At 63.9% G+C, this 24818-nt stretch carries 25 protein-coding genes; 10 read left to right on the plus strand and 15 right to left on the minus strand.

Translation table 11 applies throughout. The features are described 5' to 3' along the window. Positions 1–11: 11 nt before the first annotated feature. From OU998_RS12450 to OU998_RS12470, 5 genes are all read right to left on the minus strand, one after another. Positions 12–854 (minus strand): class III extradiol dioxygenase subunit beta, encoded by an 843-nt coding sequence (locus OU998_RS12450; RefSeq protein ID WP_267513880.1) that lies wholly within the window; start codon positions 852–854, stop codon positions 12–14. Continuing rightward, positions 854–1267, minus strand: coding sequence for a protocatechuate 4,5-dioxygenase subunit alpha (ligA, locus tag OU998_RS12455; protein WP_267513882.1), 414 nt, complete (start codon positions 1265–1267; stop codon positions 854–856). The genes OU998_RS12450 and ligA overlap by 1 nt, the downstream gene beginning before the upstream one ends. Continuing rightward, the gene (locus tag OU998_RS12460) at positions 1264–2289 is read right to left on the minus strand and encodes an amidohydrolase family protein (RefSeq protein ID WP_267513883.1); all 1026 of its coding nucleotides are present in this window, start codon (positions 2287–2289) and stop codon (positions 1264–1266) included. Before OU998_RS12460 ends, ligA begins: the two co-directional genes overlap by 4 nt. Next, positions 2286–3176, minus strand: coding sequence for an NAD(P)-dependent oxidoreductase (locus OU998_RS12465; RefSeq protein WP_267513884.1), 891 nt, complete (start codon positions 3174–3176; stop codon positions 2286–2288). Before OU998_RS12465 ends, OU998_RS12460 begins: the two co-directional genes overlap by 4 nt. A 72-nt stretch (positions 3177–3248) precedes the next feature. Continuing rightward, positions 3249–4415 (minus strand): LysR family transcriptional regulator, encoded by a 1167-nt coding sequence (locus OU998_RS12470; RefSeq protein WP_267513885.1) that lies wholly within the window; start codon positions 4413–4415, stop codon positions 3249–3251. A gap of 101 nt (positions 4416–4516) precedes the next feature. On the opposite strand from OU998_RS12470, the gene ligK reads away from it, so the two are divergent. Genes ligK through OU998_RS12485 form a run of 3 tightly spaced genes read left to right on the plus strand, consistent with a single transcriptional unit; the run spans position 4517 to position 7141 of the window. Beyond that, positions 4517–5191 carry a 4-carboxy-4-hydroxy-2-oxoadipate aldolase/oxaloacetate decarboxylase gene (ligK, locus tag OU998_RS12475; protein ID WP_267513886.1) on the plus strand — a complete coding sequence of 225 codons (675 nt, stop codon included), beginning with the start codon at positions 4517–4519 and terminating at the stop codon, positions 5189–5191. Beyond that, complete coding sequence (locus OU998_RS12480; protein WP_267513888.1) at positions 5184–6236, plus strand: 4-oxalomesaconate tautomerase; 1053 nt, start codon at positions 5184–5186, stop codon at positions 6234–6236. The genes ligK and OU998_RS12480 overlap by 8 nt, the downstream gene beginning before the upstream one ends. Beyond that, complete coding sequence (locus OU998_RS12485; RefSeq protein WP_267513889.1) at positions 6233–7141, plus strand: amidohydrolase family protein; 909 nt, start codon at positions 6233–6235, stop codon at positions 7139–7141. The genes OU998_RS12480 and OU998_RS12485 overlap by 4 nt, the downstream gene beginning before the upstream one ends. 6 nt (positions 7142–7147) lie before the next feature. Here the strand turns inward: OU998_RS12485 and OU998_RS12490 are convergent, their stop codons facing one another. The 4 genes from OU998_RS12490 to OU998_RS12505 all read right to left on the minus strand — a co-directional run bounded on the left by OU998_RS12490 (position 7148) and on the right by OU998_RS12505 (position 11430). Beyond that, on the minus strand, positions 7148–7846 hold the full coding sequence (locus OU998_RS12490; protein WP_267513890.1) for an EthD domain-containing protein: 699 nt from the start codon (positions 7844–7846) through the stop codon (positions 7148–7150). Positions 7847–7920: 74 nt separating this feature from the next. After that, positions 7921–9390, minus strand: coding sequence for an NAD-dependent succinate-semialdehyde dehydrogenase (locus tag OU998_RS12495; protein WP_267513892.1), 1470 nt, complete (start codon positions 9388–9390; stop codon positions 7921–7923). A 10-nt stretch (positions 9391–9400) separates the two neighbouring features. Further along, entirely contained in the window at positions 9401–10411 is a 1011-nt protein-coding gene (locus tag OU998_RS12500) for a dihydrodipicolinate synthase family protein (protein WP_267513894.1), read from the minus strand. A 14-nt stretch (positions 10412–10425) separates the two neighbouring features. Continuing rightward, positions 10426–11430 carry an ornithine cyclodeaminase family protein gene (locus OU998_RS12505; protein ID WP_267513896.1) on the minus strand — a complete coding sequence of 335 codons (1005 nt, stop codon included), beginning with the start codon at positions 11428–11430 and terminating at the stop codon, positions 10426–10428. Positions 11431–11582: 152 nt separating this feature from the next. Between OU998_RS12505 and OU998_RS12510 the strand changes: the two genes are divergently transcribed. From OU998_RS12510 to OU998_RS12535, 6 genes are all read left to right on the plus strand, one after another. Further along, on the plus strand, positions 11583–12275 hold the full coding sequence (locus OU998_RS12510; RefSeq protein ID WP_267513898.1) for a FadR/GntR family transcriptional regulator: 693 nt from the start codon (positions 11583–11585) through the stop codon (positions 12273–12275). 294 nt (positions 12276–12569) lie between these two features. After that, positions 12570–13511, plus strand: coding sequence for a VOC family protein (locus OU998_RS12515; protein WP_267513900.1), 942 nt, complete (start codon positions 12570–12572; stop codon positions 13509–13511). A gap of 1 nt (position 13512) precedes the next feature. After that, positions 13513–13914: a Rieske (2Fe-2S) protein gene (locus OU998_RS12520; RefSeq protein WP_267513902.1), complete on the plus strand. Its 402-nt coding sequence runs from the start codon at positions 13513–13515 to the stop codon at positions 13912–13914. Beyond that, complete coding sequence (locus OU998_RS12525; protein WP_267513904.1) at positions 13911–15050, plus strand: FAD-dependent oxidoreductase; 1140 nt, start codon at positions 13911–13913, stop codon at positions 15048–15050. Before OU998_RS12520 ends, OU998_RS12525 begins: the two co-directional genes overlap by 4 nt. Before the next feature lie 30 nt (positions 15051–15080). Further along, positions 15081–15662 (plus strand): cupin domain-containing protein, encoded by a 582-nt coding sequence (locus OU998_RS12530; RefSeq protein WP_267513905.1) that lies wholly within the window; start codon positions 15081–15083, stop codon positions 15660–15662. Positions 15663–15688: 26 nt separating this feature from the next. Next, complete coding sequence (locus OU998_RS12535; RefSeq protein WP_267513907.1) at positions 15689–16603, plus strand: NAD-dependent epimerase/dehydratase family protein; 915 nt, start codon at positions 15689–15691, stop codon at positions 16601–16603. A gap of 10 nt (positions 16604–16613) precedes the next feature. On the opposite strand, the gene OU998_RS12540 is transcribed toward OU998_RS12535, so the two are convergent. From OU998_RS12540 to OU998_RS12565, 6 genes are all read right to left on the minus strand, one after another. Further along, a complete protein-coding gene (locus tag OU998_RS12540) occupies positions 16614–17579 on the minus strand; it encodes a fumarylacetoacetate hydrolase family protein (RefSeq protein ID WP_267513909.1) in 966 nt (321 codons plus the stop codon). Continuing rightward, entirely contained in the window at positions 17576–18364 is a 789-nt protein-coding gene (locus OU998_RS12545) for a cyclase family protein (RefSeq protein ID WP_267513910.1), read from the minus strand. The genes OU998_RS12540 and OU998_RS12545 overlap by 4 nt, the downstream gene beginning before the upstream one ends. A 22-nt stretch (positions 18365–18386) precedes the next feature. After that, positions 18387–19550, minus strand: a complete 1164-nt coding sequence (locus OU998_RS12550) for an alpha/beta hydrolase family protein (RefSeq protein WP_267513911.1) — start codon at positions 19548–19550, stop codon at positions 18387–18389. Between the two features lie 59 nt (positions 19551–19609). Next, positions 19610–20839 carry an MFS transporter gene (locus tag OU998_RS12555; RefSeq protein ID WP_324287990.1) on the minus strand — a complete coding sequence of 410 codons (1230 nt, stop codon included), beginning with the start codon at positions 20837–20839 and terminating at the stop codon, positions 19610–19612. Between the two features lie 113 nt (positions 20840–20952). Further along, positions 20953–21864: a LysR family transcriptional regulator gene (locus tag OU998_RS12560; RefSeq protein WP_267513913.1), complete on the minus strand. Its 912-nt coding sequence runs from the start codon at positions 21862–21864 to the stop codon at positions 20953–20955. Between the two features lie 226 nt (positions 21865–22090). After that, positions 22091–22396 carry a DUF2218 domain-containing protein gene (locus OU998_RS12565; RefSeq protein ID WP_267513914.1) on the minus strand — a complete coding sequence of 102 codons (306 nt, stop codon included), beginning with the start codon at positions 22394–22396 and terminating at the stop codon, positions 22091–22093. Positions 22397–22568: 172 nt separating this feature from the next. Between OU998_RS12565 and OU998_RS12570 the strand changes: the two genes are divergently transcribed. Continuing rightward, positions 22569–24818, plus strand: a complete 2250-nt coding sequence (locus OU998_RS12570) for a TonB-dependent siderophore receptor (protein ID WP_267513915.1) — start codon at positions 22569–22571, stop codon at positions 24816–24818.

Below are 24818 nucleotides of genomic sequence, written 5' to 3' on the forward strand. Positions count from 1 at the left end.
CAGGCCCGAAATCAGTCGATGGGTTCGAGCACGATGTGCCCGACTGCAGTGTTGGACGCCGGCACGTGGTAATGCCGGTGCAGTTCGCGAACATTGGCGCCCAGGGCGCCGCGCATAATCAGCCACATGACCAGCTCGATGCCCTCCGAACCGGCCTCGCGCAGATATTCGATGTGCGGGAGGTGGCGCAGACGCTGAGGATCGGCGGTCATGTCGTCGAGGAACCGCTGGTCCCATTCCTGATTGATCAGACCCGCGCGCGGCCCCTGCAACTGATGGCTCATGCCGCCGGTGCCCCAGATCTGAACGTTCAGATCCTCAGGGTAAGAGGCGACGGCGCGGGCGATGGCTTCTCCCAAGGCGTAACAGCGGTTTCCCGTGGGCGGGGGATAGGTCACGACATTCACCGCCAGCGGCACGACCTTGCACGGCCAGACCTCCGGTTGGTTGAACATCAGGCTCAAAGGCACGGTCAGCCCATGATCGACGTCCATCTGATTGACGATGGTCATGTCGAATTCGTCCAGGATACAGCTCTGAGCGATGTGCCAGGCCAGGTCCGGATCGTTGATGACATCGGGCACTTTGCGCGGGCCCCAGCCCTCGTCGGCCGAGGCGTAGCGTTCGGCGCATCCGATGGCGAAGGTCGGTATGAAGTTCATGTCGAAGGCGGTCGCATGGTCATTGTAGACCAGAATGACGACGTCGGGCTTCTGGGCCTCTTCCCACGCGCGGGTCCAGTCATAGCCCGCAAAACAAGGGGCCCAGTAGGGCTCACCCGTCTTGCCTTGATCAATGGTCGCGCCCAGAGCCGGGATGTGGCTGGTCGCGACGCCTGCCGTGATGCGGGCCATCAGTAGGGATCCTTCTTGGAACGCAGGCCCACAGGCGAGCGACCACCCGCAATCATCATGGCCTGATAGTCGGTTTGACTCATGCCGGTCATGGTGCCGACGGCCTGGAGAAAGCTGATCTCGTCGGTGAAGAAGACCTTGGACAGAAAGTAGATATTGCCCCCTTCGTCGAGCGCGGCGTTGTAGTCGCGGGCCAAGACGGCCCGCTTCTGCGCCTCGGTCATCGGCCATTCGTCCAGATAGGCGCGCTCGTCCGCCTTGAACTTCTCGCGGTTGCCGGCCTTCATCAGGGTCATGCAGAACTGGTTGAGCCAGTAGCCTTTGCGGGCGCGGGCCGCCGTGAAGACCCGAGTGCCGGGGATGTCTTCCAACTCTTCCAAATAGGCGTGGATGTCCTGTGTCCCGGCGATCATCGACCTTGCCCTTTCAGGATGGCGTCGAGGCGCGGGAACACACGGCGAGCATTGCCCTCGAAAATGGCGTGCTTCTGCTCGGCCCCGACGTTCAGCGCATCGACATAGCGTTTGGTGTCGTCGAAGTAATGGCCCGTCTCCGGGTCTATCCCGCGCACGGCGCCGACCATTTCCGAGCCGAACAGGATGTTCTTGGTCTCGATCACACTGGCCAAAAGGTCCACGCCCGGCTGGTGATAGACACAGGTGTCGAAGAAGACGTTGTTCATCAGGTGACCGGCCAGGGCGGGCTTCTTCAGCATGTCGGCCAGACCGCGATAACGCCCCCAGTGGTAGGGCACGGCCCCTCCCCCATGCGGAATGATCAGCCGCAAGGTCGGGAAATCCTTGAACAGGTCGCCCTCAATCAGTTGCATGAAGGCGATGGTGTCGGCGGCGATATAGTAGGCGCCGGTCGCGTGCAGGGCGTGGTTGCAGCTGCCCGAGACGTGGATCATGGCGGGAACGTCCAGCTCGACCATCTTCTCGTAGAGCGGATACCAGTAGCGGTCCGTCAGGGGGGGATGCTCGAAATGCCCGCCTCCGGGATCCGGATTCAGGTTGCAGCCGACGAAGCCCAGGTCGTTGACGCACCGCTCCAGCTCGGCGATCGATCCCGTCAAATCGGCCGCGGGCGACTGCGGCAGCATGCAGACGCCGACGAAGGTCTGGGGGTACAGGCCCACGACCCGCGCGATCAGGTCATTGCACCGCCGCGCCCATTCCAGGCTGACCCCCTCGTCGCCGACATGGGGCGCCATGGTCGAGGCGCGCGGGGAGAAGATCGTCAAGTCTGCGCCGCGCTCGCGCAGCAGCTTCAACTGGTTCTTTTCGATGGTGTCGCGGATATCGTCGTCGGAGATATCGGGATAGGCGGGCGTCGGCGCTCCACTTCGGTAGGCGGCCACCTGGGCCTCGCGCCAGGCGGTGTGGGCCTCGGGCGCTGTGGTGTAGTGGCCGTGGCAGTCGATAATCAGGGTCATGCTTCTTTCGCCCTTGTTTTGTTAAGGACGGCGGCGATTTTGGCGGTCAGCCCGCTGGGCGGCGTATTCAGCCCCATGCCGCCGACGGCGGCCTGACGGATGACTGCGCCACGGCTCATCTGCGAGCCGACGCCAAGGTCATCGAGGGTGCGTACGACCTCCTCCATCTCGGCTGAACGGCGCGCGCCGTGGACCATCATGCGGTCGAGATTATAATCAATGCGTCGCCCCCAATCCGCGCCGGGCCAGCTGGCGTCGAGCGAACCGATCACCTCGTCCAAGACGTCCGCCTCGCTCGCAGCCAAAACGCACTCGGCGCTCAAGGCTTCCATCCCCTTGATCATCACTGACCGGATCATCTTGATCGACGACGCTCGGCCCACCTCAGCGCCCAAGACGCGGATGCTGGAGAAGCCCAACGACGCCAGAACCGCCTCGGCCTCGGCCGCCCTAGCGCCGCTCAACAACAGAGGCGTTGTCAGGCCGGCAGGCTGAACCGGCGACATGACGGCGACATCGACATAATGGGCGTCCCTCGCCTCAATGGCGCGAGCGGCAGTCCTTTTGGTCTCGGGCGCGACACTGTTCATATCCAGATACAGGGCCCCCGCCGCGATTGAGCGCGCCGCTTCCTCCGCCGCCGACTGGGCCTTATCCGCTGTGACCAGCGACAGGACCGCCGAGGCCCCGGAGACCGCCGTGGCTGCGTCGTCGCAGCCCACGACACCGGCCGACGCATAGTCCGCCATCTTGTCGGCGCGCGTGGCCACGGCGTCGGTCAACCGATCATAGACCCGCGCACGCGACGCCCAGCCACCGGCCGAGGCGAAGGTCCGGCCGGCCTCGCCGAAGCCGATCATGGCGATGATGTCCGAATACTGGCCCATGTCGGCGACGCTAGGGCGAGACCATGGATCCGGGCCAATCGGATTGTCCGACGGCCTATTAGAAAATACGAACTACATGCTCGTCGTTATGATTTTCGCCTGGTCTTCCAGCGCCGCCAGAAACCGTCGTTGCAGCATAGTCGGACGCCAGTCGGCGCGGGTCGTCACGCCGATGGTGCGGCTTACGTCGCCAGGCGCATCGGCGACTCGGACCAACCAGCCTGCCTCGAGCTCCACCGCCACCTGATCCGGCGACAACAGGGTCAGGAAGTCGCTCTGCAACAGTATCTGGCGGATCATCATCACCGAGCCGCATTCAATCGGCACGTCGGGAGGATGCGCCCCGGCCGCTTCGAACATGGCCTGCCACTGAGATCGCAAGGGCGCGCCCAACGCAGGCGTGATCCACGGATAGGCCGTCATCGCCTGACGCGTGATCGGTCCGCGGCTTCCCGCCAGCGGGTGCCCCGCCCGCGCCAGGATCACCGGCCGATCCTCGAAAAGCGCCGTCTGGGCCAGACCATAATCGGCAGGAATTGACCGCAAGGCGCCGACCATCATGTCGATCTCGCCGTCTCTCAAAGGTCCGACCAGTTCGGCATGAGAGCCCTCGATGACGCCCACCCCGATCTCGCTATGCCGGGCGTGAAATGCTGTCACAGCCGCTGGAAGTAGCCGTGCGCGCGACAGAGGCATGGCGCCGACGACGATACGGCCGACCTCTCGTCCCTCCAAAAGCGCCAGTTCCGACAAGGCCGATTTCAGCTCGGCCTCGCCCAGTCTGAAGCGCCGCGCCACCACCGCGCCCCGCGCCGTCAGGACCACGCCCTTGCCGCTCCGCTCCACCAAAACATGGCCGATGGCCAGCGACAAATCTCCAACCGCCCGATGTAGAGACGGCTCTGACAGACCCGTCTCCGCCGCCGCCGCCGCATAGCTTCCCTGTCGGGCCAGGGCGAGAAAGGCGTTGATCTGAGCCGCTGTCGCATGGCGGCTGTCCATCAGTCTGACGGCTGCGGCCACGCGCGGCGCCAACAGTTCGGACGCCACAGTCGGGGTCATGCCGCCGGGCTTGCGCTCGAACAACGGCAGGCCGATCTGGCGCTCCAGTTTAGCGATGCCTTGAGTGATGGCGGGTTGAGTCAGGTTCACCACCCGCGCGGCGGCGCTGATGCTGCCCGTGTCCACCACGGCGGCGACGGCGCGCAGGTGACGGATATTGAGTTCAAACGGCTTCACACCTCAGACTTAGCACAAGCTAATATCGATGCCAGCTTTCCCATTGGCGCGGCCTTCTCGGCGCACTCACCATGGATGATCCGTCGCGCTGAGGATTCATCATGACCCCGATCGTTGTCCAGAATATCGAACGCCCCGACCTGTCGGTCATCGACGGGCTTGCGGCCTGCGGCGTGGCGACGGTGCACGAGGCGCAGGGCCGAACAGGTCTGCTCGCCCCCTACATGCGACCGATCTACGCCGGCCCCCGCATCGCCGGATCGGCGGTGACCATCTCGGCGCCGCCCGGCGACAACTGGATGATCCATGTCGCCATCGAACAGCTTCGAGAGGGCGACGTCCTGGTGCTGGCCCCCACCAGCCAGTGCACCGACGGCTATTTCGGCGACCTCCTCGCCACCTCGGCCCAGGCCCGCAAATGTCGCGGTCTCATCATTGACGCGGGCGTGCGTGACGTTCGCGATCTCACCCAGATGGGCTTCCCCGTCTGGTCCAGGGCCATTCACGCCCAGGGCACGGTCAAGGCCACCCTGGGGTCGGTGAACGTGCCGGTCGTCTGCGCCGGAGCGCTGGTGAATCCCGGCGACGTTGTCGTCGCCGACGATGACGGCGTCTGTGTCGTGCCCCGCGCCGACGCCCCCGAAGTGCTGCGAAAGGCTCAGGCCCGTGAGGCGCTGGAACACTCCAAACGCGTCCGCCTCGCCGCCGGCGAACTGGGGCTCGACATCTACGACATGCGCGGCAAGCTGGTGCAGATGGGCCTGAAATATGTCTAGCGCACCGGTGATGTGGATGCGCGGCGGCACATCCAAGGGCGGATATTTTCTCGCCGAGGATCTGCCCTCCGACGTCGCCGAGCGCGACGCCTTCCTATTGCGGGTCATGGGGTCGCCCGATCCGCGTCAGATCGATGGCATGGGCGGCGCAGATCCCCTGACCTCCAAGGTCGCCGTCATATCGAAATCTGATCGCGACGGCGTCGATGTCGACTATCTGTTCCTTCAGGTCTTCGTCGATCGGGCCATCGTCTCCGACCAGCAGAACTGCGGCAACATCCTCGCCGGCGTGGGCCCCTTCGCCATTGAGCGCGGGCTGGTCACGGTCACAGGGGACGAGACGCCCGTGACCATCTTCATGATCAACACCGACCAGATCGCCGTAGCGACGGTCCAGACTCCCGGCGGGGTGGTCGACTACGCTGGCGAGGCCCGCATCGACGGCGTCCCGGGAACCGCAGCCCCCATCCCGCTGGAGTTTCATGACACCGCCGGTTCCAGCTGCGGCGCCCTGCTGCCCACCGGAAATGCGGTCGATGAGATCAATGGAGTCCGTGTCACCCTGATCGACAATGGCATGCCCTGCGTCGTGTTCAGGGCCGAGGCTGTCGGCGCCACCGGCTATGAGACGCGCGAGGCGCTGGACGCCGACGCGACGCTCAAGGCGAAGATCGAAGCCATTCGCCTGATCGTCGGTCCGATGATGAATCTGGGCGATGTGGCCGACAAGTCTGTGCCCAAGATGATGCTGGTCGCACCGCCCCGCAACGGCGGCGCGGTGACGGTCCGCAGCTTCATCCCCAAACGCGCCCACGCCTCCATCGGCGTCCTGGGCGCCGTCAGCGTGGCCACCGCCTGCCTGATCGAAGGCTCGCCCGCCGCCGAGGTCGCGGTCATCCCGGCAGGCCTGCGCAAGACCTTGTCGGTCGAACACCCGACCGGCGAGACCACCTGCGTCATGGAGTTGGACGAGACCGGCACGGTCGTCAGCGCGGCCATGCTCCGCACCGCCCGCAAGCTGATGGATGGAGTCGTTTTCGCATGAGCGCCCCAACGCCCGGTCGCACCGTTAGCTGGCTCGGCTCCCCCTCAAAGCCGCGCTTTACGCCCCCGCCCGGCGCCGTGGACGCCCACTGCCACGTCTTTGGCCCGATGGCGGACTTCCCCTTCAGCGCCAAGGCCAAGTACCTGCCGGAAGACGCCGGACCCGAAATGCTGTTCGCCTTGCGCGACCACCTCGGCTTCGACCGCAACATCATCGTCCAGGCCAGTTGCCACGGCACGAACAACGCTGCGACCCTGAACGCGATCGCCAAGTCGAACGGCAAGGCGCGCGGGGTCGCCGTGGTCGATCCCGCCATAACCATCAACGAACTGAAGGCCCTGCACGACGGCGGCGTTCGCGGCGTGCGCTTCAACTTCCTAAAGCGACTGGTGGACGACGCCCCCAAGGACAAGTTCATCGAAGTCGCCAAACGGATTCAGGACCTGGGTTGGCACGTCGTCATCTATTTCGAGTCCGATATCCTCGAAGAAATGCTGCCGTTCCTGCACGCCATTCCGACTCCCATCGTCATCGACCATATGGGCCGGCCGTCGATGTCGCAGGGGCCAGACGGCGCCGAGATCTCTGCGTTCAAGGCGGTGCTCGACAGCCGCGACGACATCTGGACCAAAGTCACCTGCCCGGACCGCCTGTCGGCCCAAGCCGATCCGTGGGACGATTTTGTCGAGACGGTGCGACCACTGGTCGAACGCTATTCCGACCGGGTTTTATGGGGCACCGACTGGCCACACCCGAACATGCAGGACAAGATCCCCGACGACGGCCACCTGGTCGATGTGATCCCGCGCATCGCCGTCACGTCCGAGCTCCAGCACAAGCTGCTGGTCGACAATCCGATGCGTCTCTACTGGCCCGAAATCGCCCCAAGCAAGACAGGCGACTGATCGTCGTCACCCTTCATAAATGACGACTTCTTTCGCATACAGAAAGAAGGACTGATCCGGCCTGTAGAAGGTCATGTCCGGGTCGGCGTTCAGGTCGATCAACGCCTGCTCATAGGCTCGAAAGGCGCCGATGGTCGAGGCGTCCTCAAAATAGAGGCTGGCGACGCCTTCATAATAGACGTCAAGACCGCCGAAATAGGACAGTATTCGATTGTAGTGAGGGATCTGGCGGCTGTGCACCACACGCCGCAGGGCCGCCGCCGCATCCGGCGCCCGCTCGAGGGCCAAGCGGTGCGCGCGGGCCCAGCGCTCAAAGAAGGCGTCCAGCTCGAGCCCCTCGGCCGCTCGCAGGAAATGGAGCGCCTTCGCATCCACATCTGACCCCGGCCTTGGCACAGGCTGCTCGACCTCGACAGCGACGAGGCTCAACGCCACCGGCATGTCGCTGAAATTGGCGCCGTCCGGGCCGACCCGTGTCCGTACATGCTCGCTCTTGAAGTTCCTTTCCATGGCTTCGGGCGTGTCGAAATAGAGTTCGGTGACGGAGTCACGCGAAACCACCATGGCCTGCGCCCTGTCCCCTACCGAGCCAAAGGCGGCGTCAAACACATGGTTCTGGACGTATCTTTTGAGATCCGCCGTATCCTCAAGCGCGATCGGCCCATGCACATTCTGAATATAGTCGATATATTCAGAATGGGTCATACCTGGCTTGCGGCACACGGCCGCCATCATCTTTATCATCGACAGCCTCGTTCTATATTTTGCGCCCCGCAGCGTCAGAGACCGCCAAGCGCGACGTATTTTATCTCTAGATAATCATCCACGCCGTATTTCGAACCTTCGCGGCCGAGCCCGGACGCCTTGACGCCGCCGAACGGCGCGACCTCGGTCGAGATCAGCCCCTCATTGACGCCGACCATCCCGAACTCCAGGGCCTCGACGACGCGGAAGATGCGCCCCACGTCGCGGGCGTAGACATAGGCCGCCAAACCGAACGGCGTGTCGTTGGCCAAGGCGACGGCCTCCGCCTCGGTTTCGAAACGAAACAGCGGCGCCACGGGGCCAAATGTCTCCTCCGCGAAGATCCGGGCGTCGCGCGGCACATCGGTCAGGACCGTGGGCTCGAAGAAGCCGCCGCCCAGAGCATGGCGCCGGCCTCCGGCGGCGATACGCGCGCCCTTGGCCTTGGCGTCGGCGATATGTTCCTCCACCTTGCGTACGGCGGCCTCGTCGATCAGGGGGCCTTGCACCACGCCGTCCTCAAGACCGTTCCCGACCTTGAGCCCCGCCGAGGCTTGCGCCAGGCGCGCGGCGAAGACGTCATAGACCTTCGACTGCACCAAGAACCGGTTGGCTGCGACACAGGCTTGGCCGGTATTGCGGTACTTGGCCGCCAGGGCGCCTTCCACGGCCTTGTCGATGTCGGCGTCGTCAAAGACGATGAAGGGCGCGTTTCCTCCCAGTTCCATGCTCGTCTTCTTGATCGTGGGGGCGCACTGAGCCAGCAGTCGGGCCCCGACCTCGGTAGAGCCGGTGAAGCTGAGCTTGCGCACCACGGGGCTCGCCGTCAGTTCGCCGCCGATCGCGCGAGCCGATCCAGTGACGATGTTGCACACGCCGGCGGGCAGTCCCGCTCGCTCGGCCAGCACGCCCAGCGCCAGGGCCGACAGCGGCGTCTGGCTGGCTGGCTTGATCACGCCCGTACAGCCCACGGCCCAGCCCGGCCCGGCCTTGCGCGTGATCATGGCCGCTGGAAAGTTCCAGGGCGTGATCGCCGCAAAGACGCCGATCGGGCTCTTTTGCGCAAGGATGCGGCGACCCTCGACATTCTGGGGGATGAGGTCGCCGTAGACGCGCTTCGCCTCCTCAGCGAACCATTCGATGAAGCTGGCGGCATAGGCGATTTCGCCTCGCGCCTCAGCCAACGGCTTGCCCTGTTCGGACGTAAGGATCAGCGCCAGATCGTCGATGTTCTCGTGCATCAGATCATAGAGCCGTCTCAACACCTTGGAGCGATGCGAGGGCAATGTCCCGCGCCAGCCGGCCAAAGCGCCCTCCGCCGCAGAGATCGCCCGGATCGTCTCCGCAGCCCCGGCGTTAGGCACTCGGGCGATGAGCTCGCCGGTGGCCGGATTGCGGACGTCCAGCAGGGCGCCGTCATCGGCCTGGACCCATTGCCCGTCGATCAGGATCGCCTCACGCAGCAACTGAGGGTCCTTAAGAGGCAGTCCTTTAGGGGATGTCATGGTCAGGGCCTCAAGCGGGATTACGGCCGATGAAGAAGGCTTCGTCGAGATCGTCGGTGGGGTTGAGGCCGGACGCTTCCTGGCCGCGCCGCAGCGCGGCCATGTCCCGGGCGTAGACTCGGGCGGTCGGGTGCCGCAGAGGCCCGCCGTTATAGCCCTGGAGCCAGCCCTCGTATTTCCACATCATCCGGTTGATCAGGCCATTGCCGGCCTGGGGCACGCTGGTGAAAGCCTTACGCGCGGCGTCAAGCTGATAGAAGATCTGCGTCGCTTCATCATAGCGACCCGCCTGGATCAGCTTGTGCACCTGCGGCAGGACCGGGCCGTAGTAGGCTGCATAATTGGTGCCGCAGAACGGGATGGGGATCAGTTGTGCAAGGGGCGTGTATTCATGCTCCAGCGGCGCCGATATCACCACCTCCTTGTGGAAGGCGCGGTGGGCTTCAATCCCGGCCATGATGTGGGGCATTCCGCCTTCGATCTTGATCGCCGCGACATTCGGACAGTCATCGATCAAGCGGCGCAGCAGCGGCACGGGCAGATCCGATGGGTGTAGCCGCGAGAAATCCCATGTCGGTATGGGAAACAGCATGACCGCCAGATCGGTCGCGTCGCACAGGGCCTTTGTATAGGCGTAGATCTCATCCAGCGACTTCGGACGGAAATAGGGTGGATATCCCAGAAGCACCAGCTCAGCGCCGGCGGCCTCCGCGCGTTTGACCGCCTCGATATTGTCTTCCAGCGTATTGAAGACGGCGTGGTGCACGATGACAATCCGCCCCTTCGCCTGGTCTGCCGAGATGCGGACGAAGGCTTCATATTCATCGGGCGTGATCGCCACTTCCGAACAGGTCAGGGTTCCAACGAAACCGTGGGCGATCGTCGTCTCTACGTCATGACGAATGGCCTTTTCGTTCAGCCGCTTGAAGTCGGCCGTCATGGTTGGAATGATGACATTGGCGACGCCGACGAGGCGTTCGCGCGCCCATTCGCGGGCTTCCTTGCGGCTGTAGCTGGCCATATGGACTCCTTGGGTCAGTACTTGGTTTCGAACTTGATCGGCAGGGACGTGGTCAGGCCGGCTTCCAGCGCCTTCGTCAGGATGAGCTCGGCCACCACAATGTCTTGAAGACCGCCGCCGACTGATTTGAACATCGGCGCACGCGCGGCCCGCACGCGCGCGTCCGCGGCGCCGCTGATCAGGTCCGACAGGCTGATAGCCTTGTCATGGAAGGCGATCCCGGCCTCGCGCGCAGCGATCATGTCGCCGGTCTCCTCCAGCATCTCTTCCAACATGTCGCCGACGATCAGGTCACAACGCGCCACCACCGAGACGTCGATCTCGCGCTGTTCGGGCACGGTCGAGCCGATCGAAACCACGGTCGAGCCAGGCTTCAGCCAGTCGGCGTACAGGATCGGCTGCTCGCCGCGAGAACGCGCGGCGGCCAGGACCAAGTCCGCGCCTTCGACCGCCTCGCGTGCGCTGGCCACGTCCCGGGCCGGAACGCCGAGATCGGCGGTCGCGGCGGCGGCGAAGGCGGCCCGGCGCTCGGCCGTCGGGCTGAAGACGACGATTTCACTCAATGGGCGGATGCTGGCGAAGGCGCGGACATGCATCGAGGCTTCGAGTCCGCTGCCCAGCACCGCCAGCCTCGCCGGCCCTGCCGGAGCCAGTCGATCGAGCGCCGCCGCTGAAGTCGCGGCCGTACGCAGGCCGGTGACGATGTTGGCGTCGATGAACGCGGCGATGCGGCTGGTCACGCGATCAAAAAGAACGATGACATATTGGACGCCGGGATCGGCTGACATCGGGGTCATGCCCATCAGCTTGGCGCCGAAATAGCGCTCGCCGGGTGGAATGGCCGGAAGGGTGCGCAACCAGGCGCCGTCAGCGCGCGCGATACTGCGCGGCGGCGCGGCGGCGGCGTCGATAGGCCGACTATAGGCCGACTGCATGGCCGCTATGGCGTCTTCCCAGCGAAATACGGCGCGGGCCGCTTCACCCGAAACGAACACAGGAGACGTGGAGGCGTCAGACATCGAGGGGACCCAGCAATTATGAAGGCGCGTTGCGACGACGCAGGGCCATCTTGCCCGCCACATATGCTTGCATATTGAATGACGTCAATCGTCAAATTGATTAGCTTCAATCTTAGGCTGGCACTGACGCTCGTGACGACTATTCTCCTCGCATGAGCACAAGACACGACGAGCCCACAAACATTGAGGCAGACATCGACCGGCTCCGCGCCTTTGTGGAAGCCATCGCCGGGGAAGGCGACGGAGGCCGACTGCCGCCAGAACCCCGGCTAAGCGAGACCCTGGGCATTTCTCGGGGACGCCTCCGCACCCTGTTGAAACGGCTGGAAGACGAAGGCCGGATCTGGCGCCACGTCGGCAAGGGCACCTTTGCAGGCCCGCGCCGCGTCGCGGCCGCCGACAACAGTTGGGCGGCCTCCGTCAGCGTGGACGACATCATGGACGCGAGGCTTCTGCTCGAGCCCCAACTTGCGGCCCAGGCCGCGGTCCACGCCACGCCTGCCGACATCACCGGCCTTCAGCAATGCCTGACCGAAATGTCGGCCCCCCCGTCCTTCCTTCATTGGAAGCGGCTTGACGAAAAGCTGCACCGAGCCATCGCAGTCTCGACGCACAATGTGCTGCTGCTGATGCTGTACGACAGCCTGAGATCGCAGATCCACGCGCGACTCGATGGGCGGCTGGAGACTGTCTATGGCGCGACGGCCAGCAGCGCCAAGACGGTGTCGGACGATGAGCATCAAGCCTGCGTGGACGCGATCGCCGCTCATGATCCGACCCGCGCCGAACAGGCCATGCGGGACCATCTGCGGTCAGTCCGCACACACCTTTTCGGGCTGCGCTGATGTATCTATAAATCCGATGCCATATATCAAAACTAACGATTTTTGGGATGATTTATATGCGCCTACCGTCTGGCTCATGGGAGGCGCTGGCAACGACCAGCTTTAATTTGGTCGATGCCAGCGCCGCACTAAAGCCGCGTCCAGCCCCTGCGGGATGGACGCTCCATTCGCCAATCGGGGCGACAGACAAGGTGTGCGTATGTTCAGGCGGTTTCCAACCCAGCATTTCCTGATCGATCCCCGGGCCGGGGCCATGGCGACCGACGGGTCCTGCGCTCAAACGGGAAGCGGCCGATGAACATTGTTGGTCCCGATTTTCTGGTTTTCGGCGTCGATGACGTAAAGGTCTGCGCCGATTATCTGACCGACTTCGGTCTGAAGCCTGTCGACGTGACGGAGGCAGGCGGCCGCTTCGAAGCGCTTGACGGCACGGGGATCATCCTGCGCCATAGGAACGACCCGGCCCTGCCCCCGGAGCTTGGGACGGCCAGCCTTTTGCGACAGCAGATCTACGGCGTCGTGGCGCCTGAGGATATCGAAGCGATCGCGGCCGAATTGTCGAAAGATCGCACGGTTGTCCGCCTCGATGACGGCTCCCTGGAGACCGTCGATGATCATGGCTTTGCTCTGAAATTCCAGCTCACGATCAGACGCCCCCTAGACTTGCCGCCCGAGCGACTCAACGCGCCCGGCTCGCCCCCTCAGCGGGGTCCGAACGAGATTGGCGTCTGGGACGATATGCCGGCCCGCCCCCGCACGCTCAGCCATGTGGTGCTGTTCACCCCAGACACGGAGGCGGCGAGCCGCTTCTATGAAGAGCGGTTGGGGTTCAAGATCACCGACGTCCTCGTCGGCGCCGGGCCCTTCCTGCGTCCACACGCCTGCGACGATCACCATACGCTCTTCCTGATCCAGGCGCCGGCCCACATGCAGGGCTGCGAGCATTTGGCGTTCCACATGGGCGGGCCGACCGAAGTGCTGCTCGCCGGAAACCGCTTTGTTGAGGCGGGCTACGAGTCCTTCTGGGGCCCCGGACGGCATCGCTTCGGCTCGAATTGGTTCTGGTACTTCAACAGCCCCCTTGGCTGCCATGTCGAATACGACGCCGACATGGACAAGCATGACGATGACTGGATCGCTCGCCAGGAACCGGTGGGAGCCGAGGCGTCGCAGATATTCTTGCTGCAGTATCGTCGAAAGTGGTTCCCCAGCGGCGGACCGAACAAAGACCACTGACATGACAGGGGCGACAGACGCCCCCCCCGACGAGCAGTCCGCCCAGGGTTTCGTCCTCGGGCCTGCTGCGTCGGTGGAGGATGGCCAGGCCCGCGGGTTTCCAGGCCCGGACGGGCGTAAGATCATCGTCGTGCGGCGCAATGGCCGGCTTTTCGGATGGATCGACAGCTGCCCCCATTTCGAGGGCGGCACCCCGATGGCCTGGAAGACCGACGCCTACCTTGATGGCACGGGCCAGTACCTGGCCTGTCATTCCCATGGCGCTCTGTTCGACATCGAAACAGGCGCCTGCGTGCTCGGGGCCTGTCTCGGCAAAAGCCTGACCCCGGCACGGCTGTACGTATCGCAAGATCACCAGATCCGGCTCGAATCCGGACAAACCTCTAGGGAAATTGAAAGATGACCACCCATCTGTCGGACCGCAGGGTTCTCGTCATAGGCGGGGGCTTTTCAGGAATGACTGCGGCGCTTGAACTGAAGCGGGCCGGAGCCTGGGTCGATCTGGTCGAGATCGACAAGGCCTGGCGCTCCTATGGCGCAGGCATCACCATCCATGGCGCGACCCTGCGCGTGCTCAGAAAACTGGGGTTGCTGGACAGGTTCATGCGCGAAGGCGCAACCACGGACCACGTCCATATGCGCGACGCTCAGACCGACGAGATCCACATCGAGATCGTCACGCCCAGGATCGCCGGCAAGGACGTGCCGGGAACGGGTGGAATCATGCGGCCCGTTCTGGCGCGCATCCTCTCGAGCGCCGTGCTGGAAGCGGGCGTCAATGTGAAGCTGGGGACGACCTTCACCGCGATCGACGATACGCCCTCTGGCGTCAATGTGCAGTTCGAAGACGGATCGCACGGAACCTACGATCTGGTGATCGGCGCCGACGGGCTCTATTCGACGGTCCGGAAGCACCTTTTCCCCGACGCCCCGCCGCCGCGTTATATCGGCCAGGCGATCTGGCGGGCGGTGACGCCCTGGCCGCCGGGGATCGACAGCGCCGCCATGTGGATGTCCGACAAGGTCAAGGCCGGCTTCACCTTCGTCTCGAAGGACCAAGTCTATCTGTTCGTCACGGAAGAGCGGCCGGTCAACGACCATGTAGCGCCAAACACTTTCCTGGAGCGGCTCCGGGGTCTGCTGGAGCCCTTCGGGGCGCCGACCGTGAAATGGTTTCGCGATCAACTGAGCGGCGACAGCCAGATCATCTTCCGGCCCCTCGAGCAAATGCTGGCGCCGCGCCCGTGGTCGAAGGGGCGGGTGGTCCTGATCGGCGATGCGGTCCATGCGACCACGCCCCACCTGGCGGCGGGGGCGTGCATCGGCATCGAAGACGCCGTTGTTCTGGTCGAAGAACTGGCCCGCATCGACGACCTTCCCGCCGCCTTGGCCGCCTTCGAAGAGCGCCGGTGGGAACGCTGCCGAATGGTCGTGGAGAACTCGGGTCGCCTCGCCGATATCGAGATCAACAGCGGGAGCAAAGAGGAGCATGGCGCCATCATGCAGGCGTCTAACCGCTCCCTCGCAGAACCGATCTAAGACCTGAAACTCCTGGAGTCTGAAGCCACCATGAGCGAATTCAAACCCATCCATCGGGTCGTCACCGGTCATGCGCCGGACGGCCGTTCCGTCGTGGTCGAAAACGGCCCCCTGCCTACCGTGGTCTCGCTGGAGAACATACCCGGCACCGTCTTCCACGAGGTGTGGTCAACACACTCCACCCCGGTCGTGGTTGACAACGGATCCGATCCGACATTGGCGCCCTTGACCCTGCCGCCGCCGCCCGGCGGGACGCGTTTCCGCTTCGTTGACATCCCGCCCGACACCGAGGATTTCCTCGCAGACGGCGCCGCCCGCATGGCCGGAGCCTTTTCCGAACTCGGCGACATCGCGGCCTCCACCGTGAAGGGCGGCTCCCCCCACCCGCTGATGCACCGCACGGAATCGATCGACTACGGCGTGGTGATCGAAGGCGAGTTGGTCCTGGTGCTCGACGATGGCGAAGTGCCCCTGAAGCCGGGCTCGGTCGTCATTCAGCGCGGCACCAACCACGCCTGGGCCAATCGCTCTGGCAAGCCCTGCCGGGCGTTGTTCGTGCTGATCTCGGGACAATACCAGCCGGATATCGCCGAAGCGCTGACCGGTCTGTGAACCCTGAGTGCGAGGAAGGAACTAGGATGAGAATTCTCGTAACCGGCGCTGACGGCTTTCTGGGCCGCGCCATGGTGCGACGGCTGGCGGATTTGGACGGGGCGACAGTGGTCGCCACGGACCGGGCCTTTTCGACGCCGGCGCCCGCCGACGGCGTCGAACAGAGAAGCGGAGACCTGAGCGATGCGTCCTTCCTCGCTGAACTGACCCAAACGGCGTTCGACTGGGTTTTCCACCTGGCGAGTATGCCGGGCTCCCTGGCCGAACGGGATCCGGAAGCGGGCCGTCGCGTCAATCTGCTGGTCCCAATCGCCCTGGCGGAGGCTCTTGCACGCGCAAGGTCGGCGATACGGCCAAGGCTCGTCTTCGCCTCCTCCATCGCCGTCTATGGCGATCTCGGCGAGGCCGTCGTGACGCCTTCCACGCCGACCACCCCGACGCTCTCCTACGGCGCCCACAAGCTGATGACGGAGTTTTTCCTGTCGGACCTTCATCGGCGCGGGGACTTGTCGGCCGTCAGCCTGAGGCTGCCGGGTCTCGTGGCCCGCCCGCTTGAGGAATCGGGACACGGCTCGGCCTTCATGAGCCGGCTTATCCGACACGCCGCCGCCGGCGCATCCTACGACTGCCCGGTAGGCCCCGACGCCGTCTGCTGGTGGATGTCCCGGGAGACGGCGGCGAACGCACTGCTGCACGCCGCCCAAGGCGCATTCGCCGCCACAGTGGTTCAACCGCCCGCCCTACGCCTCACAACGGCCGAGGTCGCAGAGGCGGCGGCGGCCTTGGGCGGATCCCCGCTCAAGGTGAGCTGGGGATCAGATGCGGCTCTGACGCGGCTGTTCGGCGCCCTGCCTCCGCTGGATGCTTCGGCCGCCATCGACCTGGGCTTTCCTCGCGACGCCGACGCGGCCGCCCTGGTTCGGGCGGCCCTGCGCGACTGAGGCCTTCGCCTCAGACCGACTTCACCACCCGTTGGTCGATGGCGCCGAACAGGATTCCGCCGTCGGACAGCACCGCCTCCATCCGCACGGTGTCGCCAAAACGCATATAGTTCGTGCGTGGAGCGCCCTCGTCCAGAATCTCAATTCCACGCCGTTCAGCGATGCAGGAAGAACCGACCTCGCGATAGTTGTCGTTGGACACGGTGCCCGAGCCGATCACCGTCCCGGCACACAAGTCACGCGTCGCCGCGGCGTGGGCGATCAGTTCGTGGAATCCTACGCCCATGGCTTCACCACGCGCAGCGCCGAAACGCCGACCGTTCCAGTCCACCAACAGCGGCAGATGAACCCGCCCGTCACGCCAGTGGGCGCCCAAGGCGTCAGGCGTCACCGCGAAAGGCGCGACCGAACAGGCAGGCTTGGCCTGGACCCAGCCGAAGCCGGTTTTCATCTCAATCGGCGCTATGGCGCGCAACGACCAGTCGTTTATCTGGACGACGAGCCTGATGTGCTTCATCGCCTCGGCGGGCGTGACGCCCATTGGGACACGGTCCGTGACGACGCCGAATTCGCCCTCGAAATCGATGCCATCCTCCTCGCTCGGCAGCGGGACGTCCTGGGTGGGAGCCAAAAAGACGTGCGACATGCCCTGATACATCAGAGGCCGTCCCGGCGCCGGAGGCGGCGTATCGAACAGCCGCTCCATCAGTTCGCCATGGCTACGATAGGCCGAGGCGTCCAACCACTGCCAGGCGCGGGGCAATGGGGCGAGTATTGCTTCCGCAGCCAAGGACGCGCCCTTTCCGTCGGCCAACCTCGCCGCCAGGGCGCGTAGTGCGGGTTCGGCCTGGTCCCAGGCCTCAAGCGCCGCTTGCAAGGTTCCCAGCCCCTCGGCCGCCAAAAATCTGGAGCCGTCGTCGGAAACGACCACGAGGCGGCCGTCAGGCCCATTGCCGGAAAGCGTAGCGAGTTTCACGCGGGATTCTCCTCAAAAATAGCGACGGCGCGGGTCCAGCCAGCCGATCCCCCTCGCACCTTGTGCGGGAAGCAGGACACCAGAAAACCGTACGGCGGCAGAGCCTCCAGATTGTGCAGCTTCTCCATGTGGCAGTAGCCGATGTCGCGCCCGGCCTTGTGGCCTTCCCAGATCAGCGACGTATCGCCCGTCTGGGCGACGCGTTCGGCCGTGTATTTGAACGGCGCGTCCCAAGACCAGGCGTCGGTTCCCGTCACCCGGACGCCGCGCTCCAGCAAATACATCGTGGCCTCGTACCCCATGCCACACCCGGTGGTGACATAGTCTGGCCGACCGACCGCTTCGCCGGCAGCCGTATTGACCAGTACGATATCGAACGGCTGCAGCTCATGACCCACCCGGGCCAACTCCGCCTCGACCTCAGCGGCCGTAACCACATGGCCATCGGGCAGATGGCGAAAGTCCAGCTTTACCCCCGCCCCAAAACACCATTCCAGCGGCACCTCATCGATGGTGATGGCCCGTTCGCCGCCGTTCATGGTCGGATGATAATGCCAGGGGGCATCCATATGGGTGCCGTTATGCGTCGTAAGCCTGAGGGTCTCAGAGGCGGCGAAGCCCTGGCCGCCGGGAAAGTCGGCGGCCGTCACCCCCTTGAAGAAGACCTGCGCCTCGGCGACGGTCTCGGCGTGGGTCTGGTAGACGATCTCAGGCCGCATGAAGGGCGGGTCGAGAATGGTTTCATTGTCCAGATAGACGGACAGGTCAACGAAGCGGCGGGTCATCGGTCGGTCCTTTCGTCAAGCCTCAAGCCGCCTGAGTGCGGCCGCCCAAGGTTTCAGCGAACCAGTCGGCGATGTAGTCGCGCCCGAAGGCCATGTTGTCGGCGCCCACATGCTCGACCCCGCCCTCTCGGTCGGTGAAGATCTTGAGTTTGCGGAGAGGACTGTTGATGAGCTGATCATAGCTCTGATGGGCGTAATCCACGCTGATCTGGCGGTCCTTCTCACCGTGGGTGACGAGGAAGGGGACATGAATCTTTTCCATCACGCCGTTCAGCGTCATGTCGGCGGCTTTCGCGAAGAAATCGTCCATATCATGGGCGCCGAACACCCATTTGACGTGGTCCCAATAGTGAGGCACCGGGTTCTCACCCTCGCGGCGCAGACGCTTCTGCTGGACCTCCGCCCAGTTGTGGTTGGCGCCCCAGACCGCGCCGGCGGCGAACCTCGGCTCGAACGCTACGGCGCGCGGCGCATAGTGTCCGCCCAGCGAAATGCCGGTCATGCCGATGCGCTCGGGATCGACATCAGGTTGGGCTTGAAGCCATTCGAGAGCGGGGGTCGCCCAGCGTTCTGAATAAGGGGTGGCCGGCAGGCCCTTCAGCCTCAGAGCCTCGCCGGTCCCCGGCTGATCGACCATCAGGGTCGATACGCCGCGCCGCGCCAGGGCCAGATGCAGGCGAGACCAGTAGAGAAGCTCCTTGGAACTGTCTAAGCCGTTGCAATAGACCACAGCAGGCTTGGGGCCGTCGCCTGGGGCGCGGAAAAACAGCGCCGGAAAGGCGCTGTCGCCATACGCCAGTTCGATGCGCTCCACGCCGGTTCCGCCCAGGTCCATCGCTTTCCCGAACGCCTGCTGAGCCTTGGCGAAGGTCTCAACGCGGCCAGGATGGCCGTGCCCCTGCATGCGCTCCGCAGACAACAGATAGAGGGCCGCGCGCTCAAGCTTGGTCGCCGCAGAAAGCGTTCTGGAACAGGCTTCGTCCTCGTCGGCCAGCCCGATCAGCTTGTCCGCCATCCGCACCCATTCTTCTGAGAAACGCAGAGTGCCGGCGTCCTCGCCTGCGGCCGCAGCGTCACGAATGGGCTGGCACATATCGACGATCTCGCCGATCTGGGCGCCGCTCTCGAGAGCGATGGAGACCGACAGGTTCCAGACGTAGTTGGGGAAGTACTCAAAAAGGGCCATCGACTTAAATCCGGTCACTGCAACTTTGGAGGGGGAGGTTTGGGCGCCTGCTGAAACGATTAGGCGGTGTCTTTGTTGGGCTGAGCCGGGCGCCCGCTAGACGATCCGTCCTTGGCCCCGTGGATCAGCCCCACGGCCGCACACCCCAGAGCCACGATCCCGCAGGCGATCACAGCCTTCCCGACACTGCCGAGGGCCTGGACACCAAGCGTCAGCAAAACCGGGCTGAAGAACTGGCCGATGAAGAAGGCGCCGGTCCAGAAGCCCACGCCCCTGCCCCGCGCATCCAACGGCAGCGACGCCATGGCCCAGGCGAGCAGGGTCGGCAGGATAACGCCGCAGCCAAGCTGATTTATCAGCACGCCGACCATGGTCAGAAGATAGGTTCGGCTGAGGCCCATCACGAGCATGCCCAGCCCCGCAATAAGAAAAGCGCCGCCGAGGATCAGGCTCATCGACAGGCGGCCCGTGAGCCTGCGGAATATCAATGCGCCCAGCGGAACGACCAAGCTGCCGAACGCCGCCGAACCGCCGATCATTGCCGGATTGGTTATCCCGAGCGTCGCCAACACCACACTGAGCTGGATCGGCACGATGTAGAAGACAACGCCGCCGAACAGGGTCACCCCACAGATCAGTATCATCAGCCGGACGGGGAAAGCTCCCCCCGCATCTGACGCCCGATCGCGTTCGCGATCAGACGGCGCCGGCTCCCACGTCAACATGAGCAAGGCAAGGCCCAGGAACCAGGCAAAGAAATAGATCGCGAAAGGCGCCCGCCAGCTGATCTCGCCCAACAGACCGCCGATGAACATCAGGAAGATCGCCGAGATCGAGGCCGCCCCGACCTGCCAAGCCAACCATGTGTCGCGACGCCGGCCCTCGAAATAGTCGCCAATCAGGGTGGTCGAGGCGGTCATGATTATAGCCTCGGTCAAACCCAAGGCGACGCGCGAGGCCAATACGGCCCAGATGCTATCCAGCACCATGGGGGCCGCCCCGAGCGGCCCGTACAGGAACATGGCGATAAGCAGGATGCGCCGCCGCCCGACCCTGTCGGCCGCCCATCCAGCCAAAGGCGAAAAAAGTGCAATACAGATTGCCGGAACGGTCAGAATCACAGGCCCGAGAAATGCAATTCCCGGCGTATCGGCGTAATAAGCGATCAATTGCGGCAATATAGGCGCTATCAATAGCACGCCCATAACCGACAATGTCGCTGTGACTACAAGAACGACACCTTGAGGCGACCCCGCCTGCCTTTTGGCGCTCATCGCACTTCCCATCATTACCTCCACATAGTCGTCTTCTCTCCCGGAAGATCAACTGGAGCAGGTTACGATGCGGATCAGACGTCCGACAAATCGATTGAATGGATCAGACCTATCCGCCTATCAGATGCTCATTTTATATCGGCGATACTGCGACGGATCATTCCAGACAGCCAGCGCAGGCCGCCGTCTGATTGGCGAGCCCGGTGATATTGGATGATCTCCTTTAGGGGCGGCATTTCGAATGGCGATTCGAAAATCCGGATCGGCAAAACCTTCATCTGCATCTGAGCCATACGGGCGTGCATGATGGCGATCCTTTGAGTACCGACGACGAGGCGCGGGACGTGGATGAAGGCGGACGTCACCAATTCTATGCGTCTTTTGGGGAAGTTCTCGTCCAGCCAGGTCTCGGCCATCGAGGTAGTGCGAAAGCTGTCGAACCGAACCACGACATGGCCAAGACTGGCGAACCGATGCTCGTCCATCCTGCCGTCCGCCAGGAGCTCATTCTCTTTCCACGCCACCACGACATGGTGTTCTTCGTAGAAGAGTTCGAACGGATGGTTCGGCGCGGCATAAACGTCTGGAGTGATGAGGATATCGATCTGGCCCGCATCCAGAGCCCCCGTAGGGTTGCTGCTGGGTGCCAATATGTCCAGAATCGCGCCCGGCGCTTCCCTTGCGACCAGGGGGGCCAACCGGCTCATCACCACTTCGGTGATGTAGTCAGAGCAACTGATCCTGAAGGTTCGTCGCGTCGTCGATGGGTCGAAAGCTTGGCCCGGGCTTACGGTCGCATCAATGTGCGACATCAGTTCTCGCAAGGGATCGATCAAGCTCTCGGCAAAAGCCGTAGGGACCATCTTGCGCCCGATCGGGACCAACAGCTCATCGCCATAGTGTTCCCGGAGACGGGCGAGCGCTCCACTGGTGGCCGACTGACTTAGGAACAGCCGTCTGGCGGCGGCCGACACGCTTCGTTCGTCCAGCATGACGTTCAACGCCACCAGCAGATTCAGATCTAGGCCTTTGAAGCGCATGGTCTACAACCCATTGGCAACACCGATGGTTTTCTCCATCGAAGCTGTTCTACAGCTGGATTAGACGGTGACGCTTCACCTTACAACCAACCCGCCACAGCGCGGACCAAAAACGGACGAGACATCCGATACGACAAGACGGCCGATACCCTTCGTCACTTCCGCGGCGAAACGGATGCCGCTTGGGCGGCGGCCACCGCTCGAACAGACTTGGCTGGGGTATTCGTCACTCGGCGCCGTTGTCCTGCCGGCGCCGCCAGGCGAACTTCAGCGGCGCCTCCCTGAAGGCGAAGCCGTCCACATGTGACTGCACGACGTCTCTCATGCGCAGGACGCCATCAAGGCTCTCGCCCTGGACCAGGATTTCGAGCGCGTCGGGGAAGGCGTTCAAGGTCAGGCGCGCTTCGGGCAGAGCCACCACAGCGTGATCCGGCGTGAAGTCCACCTCAAACCGGTGCGCCCAGTGTTTGCAGAGTTGTTGCAGGTATCTGGCGGCGTGCTGGGTGGGGACGCGAGCGAGGGTCTCGGGCATGTCATCTCTCCTGTCATTCCCCCTCGGTTAGCGCCCGTCACCGCCGGTCGCGTGTCGTCCGGGCGCCGATCTGCATCTGGCGACAGCAATCCTTCAGCCTGACATAGCCGCCGCTATTGCCGAGCTTGGCCAATCATCAGTATTGCGAGGCATTCTCAATAAAGGTCAAACCATGCGCCCGCAGCACGCCGTTTCCCCTATCCGCAGCCTGCGCCTGTCCGGGCCGGCCTTGTCTTGTTCCGCGAGCGCCCTCGCCCTGGTTCTCGCCGTGGCGTCGCCGGCTCTCGCCCAGAACGCCTCATCGACGCAGAGCGCGCCAACTGGTGCAGACGCGCAGGAGATCGATGAGATCGTCGTCAACGCCTATCGCACCGCCGAATCCGTCGGCGCTGCGACCAAGACCCAGACGACATTGATCGACACGCCGCAATCGGTCTCGGTAATCACGCGCGACGAACTTGACGCGCGCGGCGTGCAGACCCTCAACGAGGCGACCCGCTATGTCGCCGGGGTCCTGCCGGAAAGCTCGGGCATGGATAACCGGATCGACGACATGTACATCCGCGGCTTCGACGCGGGCGGCTTCGCCAGCAATGTGATGCTGGACGGGCTTCGGATGCCCTCTGACAGCAGTTCGAGCTGGAACCACGCTTCGATCAACACCTGGAACATGCAGCAGGTGGAGGTCGTGAAGGGCCCCTCAAGCGTTCTCTATGGTCAACTCGCCCCCGGCGGCATGGTCAACCAGGTCAGCAAGACGCCGGTCGCGGGCCAGGCGCAGGTGCTGCAACTGTCCGCAGACGCCAACGGCAAGTACCAGATCGCCGGCGATGTTGGCGGCGGCGCCGCTGACGGGCAGATTCAGGGGCGGCTCGTCGCCTTCTTCAAGGATGGGGGAACCCAGCTTGATCATGTCGATCATCAGCAATGGCTGGTGGCGCCCAGCGTCGAGTTCAAGGCCAAGGACGGCGACACCCGGCTGACGCTCCTGGGCCTCTATCAGGAAGACAGCGGCGGCAGCACATTCCAGTTCCTGCCCTACCAGGGCTCTGTCATCCCCGCCGCGAACGGTTATATCGACAACCAGACCTTCCTGGGCGAGCCGAACTGGAACGTCTATGATCGCACCGTCTGGTCGGCGGGTTACCAGTTCGAGCACCGCTTCAGCGACGCCCTGACCCTGAGCCAGAGCGCGCGGATGATGCACGTGGATTCGCTCTACCGCGCGACAGTGGTCTATGGCGTGCGCGGCCAGACGGTCACCAATCCCAACACCCTTACAGACGGAAGAATTTTGCCCCGTCGGGCCGTTCAGGGGCAAGGAGACTCCGACGGCTATGCGATCGACACCCGACTTGCGGGCGTGTTCTCGACCGGAGCGTTCGAGCACGCCGTTCTGGCTGGATTCGACTGGCAACAAACCGACTGGACCTTCCTGCGTAAACAGGCCTCCGTGTCGCAGACCGCGATCCAGATCGATGTCTATGACCCCGTCTACACCAACTATGATTTCGCCCCGACCCTTGTGAACCAGGTCGGCACGGACGAAACCGACCGACAGACCGGCGTCTATCTCCAGGATCAGATCCAGTCGGGGAAATGGCGTCTGACCCTGGGCGGCCGCTATGATTGGGCGAACCTGGACTCGCTGAACACCCTGACCAATGTTCGAGTGAAGACCAAGAACGAGGCGTTTTCCGGCCGGGCGGGACTGCTTTACGCCTTCGACAACGGCCTCTCGCCCTATGTGAGCTATTCCCAGTCGTTCCAGCCCACGCCCGGCACGGCGCGCGACGGCAGCGCTTTCGAGGCCATCACCGCCGACCAGTGGGAAGCCGGCCTGAAGTACGAGCCTCAGGCCATCGACGGCATGATCACCCTCTCGGCCTACGAATTGCGCCAGGACAACGTCCTGACCACCGATCCGTTGAACACGGGGGCCGAGGCTTATCAGGTCCAGACCGGCCAGGTGCGTATTCGCGGTCTGGAGCTTGAAGGGCGCGTGACGCCGCTCGAGGGCTTGAGCCTGATCGGAGCGGGCACCTTGTTCGACTCAGAGGTCACCCGCGACACCACCAACCAGGGCAACGACATGATCCGGGTGCCCGACTGGATGGGATCGTTCTGGGCGGACTATACGTTCGATCGCGGTCCGGCGCAGGGGCTTAGCGTGGCGGGCGGTGTTCGCTATGTCGACAGCACCTATGGCGATCTGGCCAACACCTTGGCGATCGACTCCTATCAGCTGTTCGATGCGGCCGTGCGCTATGACCTGGGCCAGATCGGCGGCGCCCACGCGGTTCTGGCCCTGAACGGCAGCAACCTGGCCGACAAGCGGTATGTCGCCACCTGCTCGGCGCTGACCTCATGCTACTACGGCACGGGCAGGACGCTCACGGCTTCGCTGAAGCTCTCCTGGTAA

The organism is Brevundimonas sp. SL130, assembly GCF_026625805.1.
Classification (GTDB): domain Bacteria; phylum Pseudomonadota; class Alphaproteobacteria; order Caulobacterales; family Caulobacteraceae; genus Brevundimonas.

Coding starts and splice junctions, on each gene's coding strand:
- OU998_RS12515 (WP_267513900.1), top strand. CDS start 12,570: ATGAACATTGTTGGTCCCGATTTTCTGGTTTTCGGCGTCGATGACGTA.
- OU998_RS12550 (WP_267513911.1), bottom strand. CDS start 19,550: ATGGCCCTTTTTGAGTACTTCCCCAACTACGTCTGGAACCTGTCGGTC.
- OU998_RS12460 (WP_267513883.1), bottom strand. CDS start 2,289: ATGACCCTGATTATCGACTGCCACGGCCACTACACCACAGCGCCCGAG.
- ligK (WP_267513886.1), top strand. CDS start 4,517: ATGACCCCGATCGTTGTCCAGAATATCGAACGCCCCGACCTGTCGGTC.
- OU998_RS12530 (WP_267513905.1), top strand. CDS start 15,081: ATGAGCGAATTCAAACCCATCCATCGGGTCGTCACCGGTCATGCGCCG.
- OU998_RS12480 (WP_267513888.1), top strand. CDS start 5,184: ATGTCTAGCGCACCGGTGATGTGGATGCGCGGCGGCACATCCAAGGGC.
- OU998_RS12465 (WP_267513884.1), bottom strand. CDS start 3,176: ATGGGCCAGTATTCGGACATCATCGCCATGATCGGCTTCGGCGAGGCC.
- OU998_RS12490 (WP_267513890.1), bottom strand. CDS start 7,846: ATGACCCATTCTGAATATATCGACTATATTCAGAATGTGCATGGGCCG.
- OU998_RS12450 (WP_267513880.1), bottom strand. CDS start 854: ATGGCCCGCATCACGGCAGGCGTCGCGACCAGCCACATCCCGGCTCTG.
- OU998_RS12545 (WP_267513910.1), bottom strand. CDS start 18,364: ATGACCCGCCGCTTCGTTGACCTGTCCGTCTATCTGGACAATGAAACC.
- ligA (WP_267513882.1), bottom strand. CDS start 1,267: ATGATCGCCGGGACACAGGACATCCACGCCTATTTGGAAGAGTTGGAA.
- OU998_RS12520 (WP_267513902.1), top strand. CDS start 13,513: ATGACAGGGGCGACAGACGCCCCCCCCGACGAGCAGTCCGCCCAGGGT.
- OU998_RS12505 (WP_267513896.1), bottom strand. CDS start 11,430: ATGTCTGACGCCTCCACGTCTCCTGTGTTCGTTTCGGGTGAAGCGGCC.
- OU998_RS12560 (WP_267513913.1), bottom strand. CDS start 21,864: ATGCGCTTCAAAGGCCTAGATCTGAATCTGCTGGTGGCGTTGAACGTC.
- OU998_RS12495 (WP_267513892.1), bottom strand. CDS start 9,390: ATGACATCCCCTAAAGGACTGCCTCTTAAGGACCCTCAGTTGCTGCGT.
- OU998_RS12485 (WP_267513889.1), top strand. CDS start 6,233: ATGAGCGCCCCAACGCCCGGTCGCACCGTTAGCTGGCTCGGCTCCCCC.
- OU998_RS12565 (WP_267513914.1), bottom strand. CDS start 22,396: ATGCCCGAGACCCTCGCTCGCGTCCCCACCCAGCACGCCGCCAGATAC.
- OU998_RS12555 (WP_324287990.1), bottom strand. CDS start 20,839: ATGATGGGAAGTGCGATGAGCGCCAAAAGGCAGGCGGGGTCGCCTCAA.
- OU998_RS12500 (WP_267513894.1), bottom strand. CDS start 10,411: ATGGCCAGCTACAGCCGCAAGGAAGCCCGCGAATGGGCGCGCGAACGC.
- OU998_RS12525 (WP_267513904.1), top strand. CDS start 13,911: ATGACCACCCATCTGTCGGACCGCAGGGTTCTCGTCATAGGCGGGGGC.
- OU998_RS12535 (WP_267513907.1), top strand. CDS start 15,689: ATGAGAATTCTCGTAACCGGCGCTGACGGCTTTCTGGGCCGCGCCATG.
- OU998_RS12510 (WP_267513898.1), top strand. CDS start 11,583: ATGAGCACAAGACACGACGAGCCCACAAACATTGAGGCAGACATCGAC.
- OU998_RS12570 (WP_267513915.1), top strand. CDS start 22,569: ATGCGCCCGCAGCACGCCGTTTCCCCTATCCGCAGCCTGCGCCTGTCC.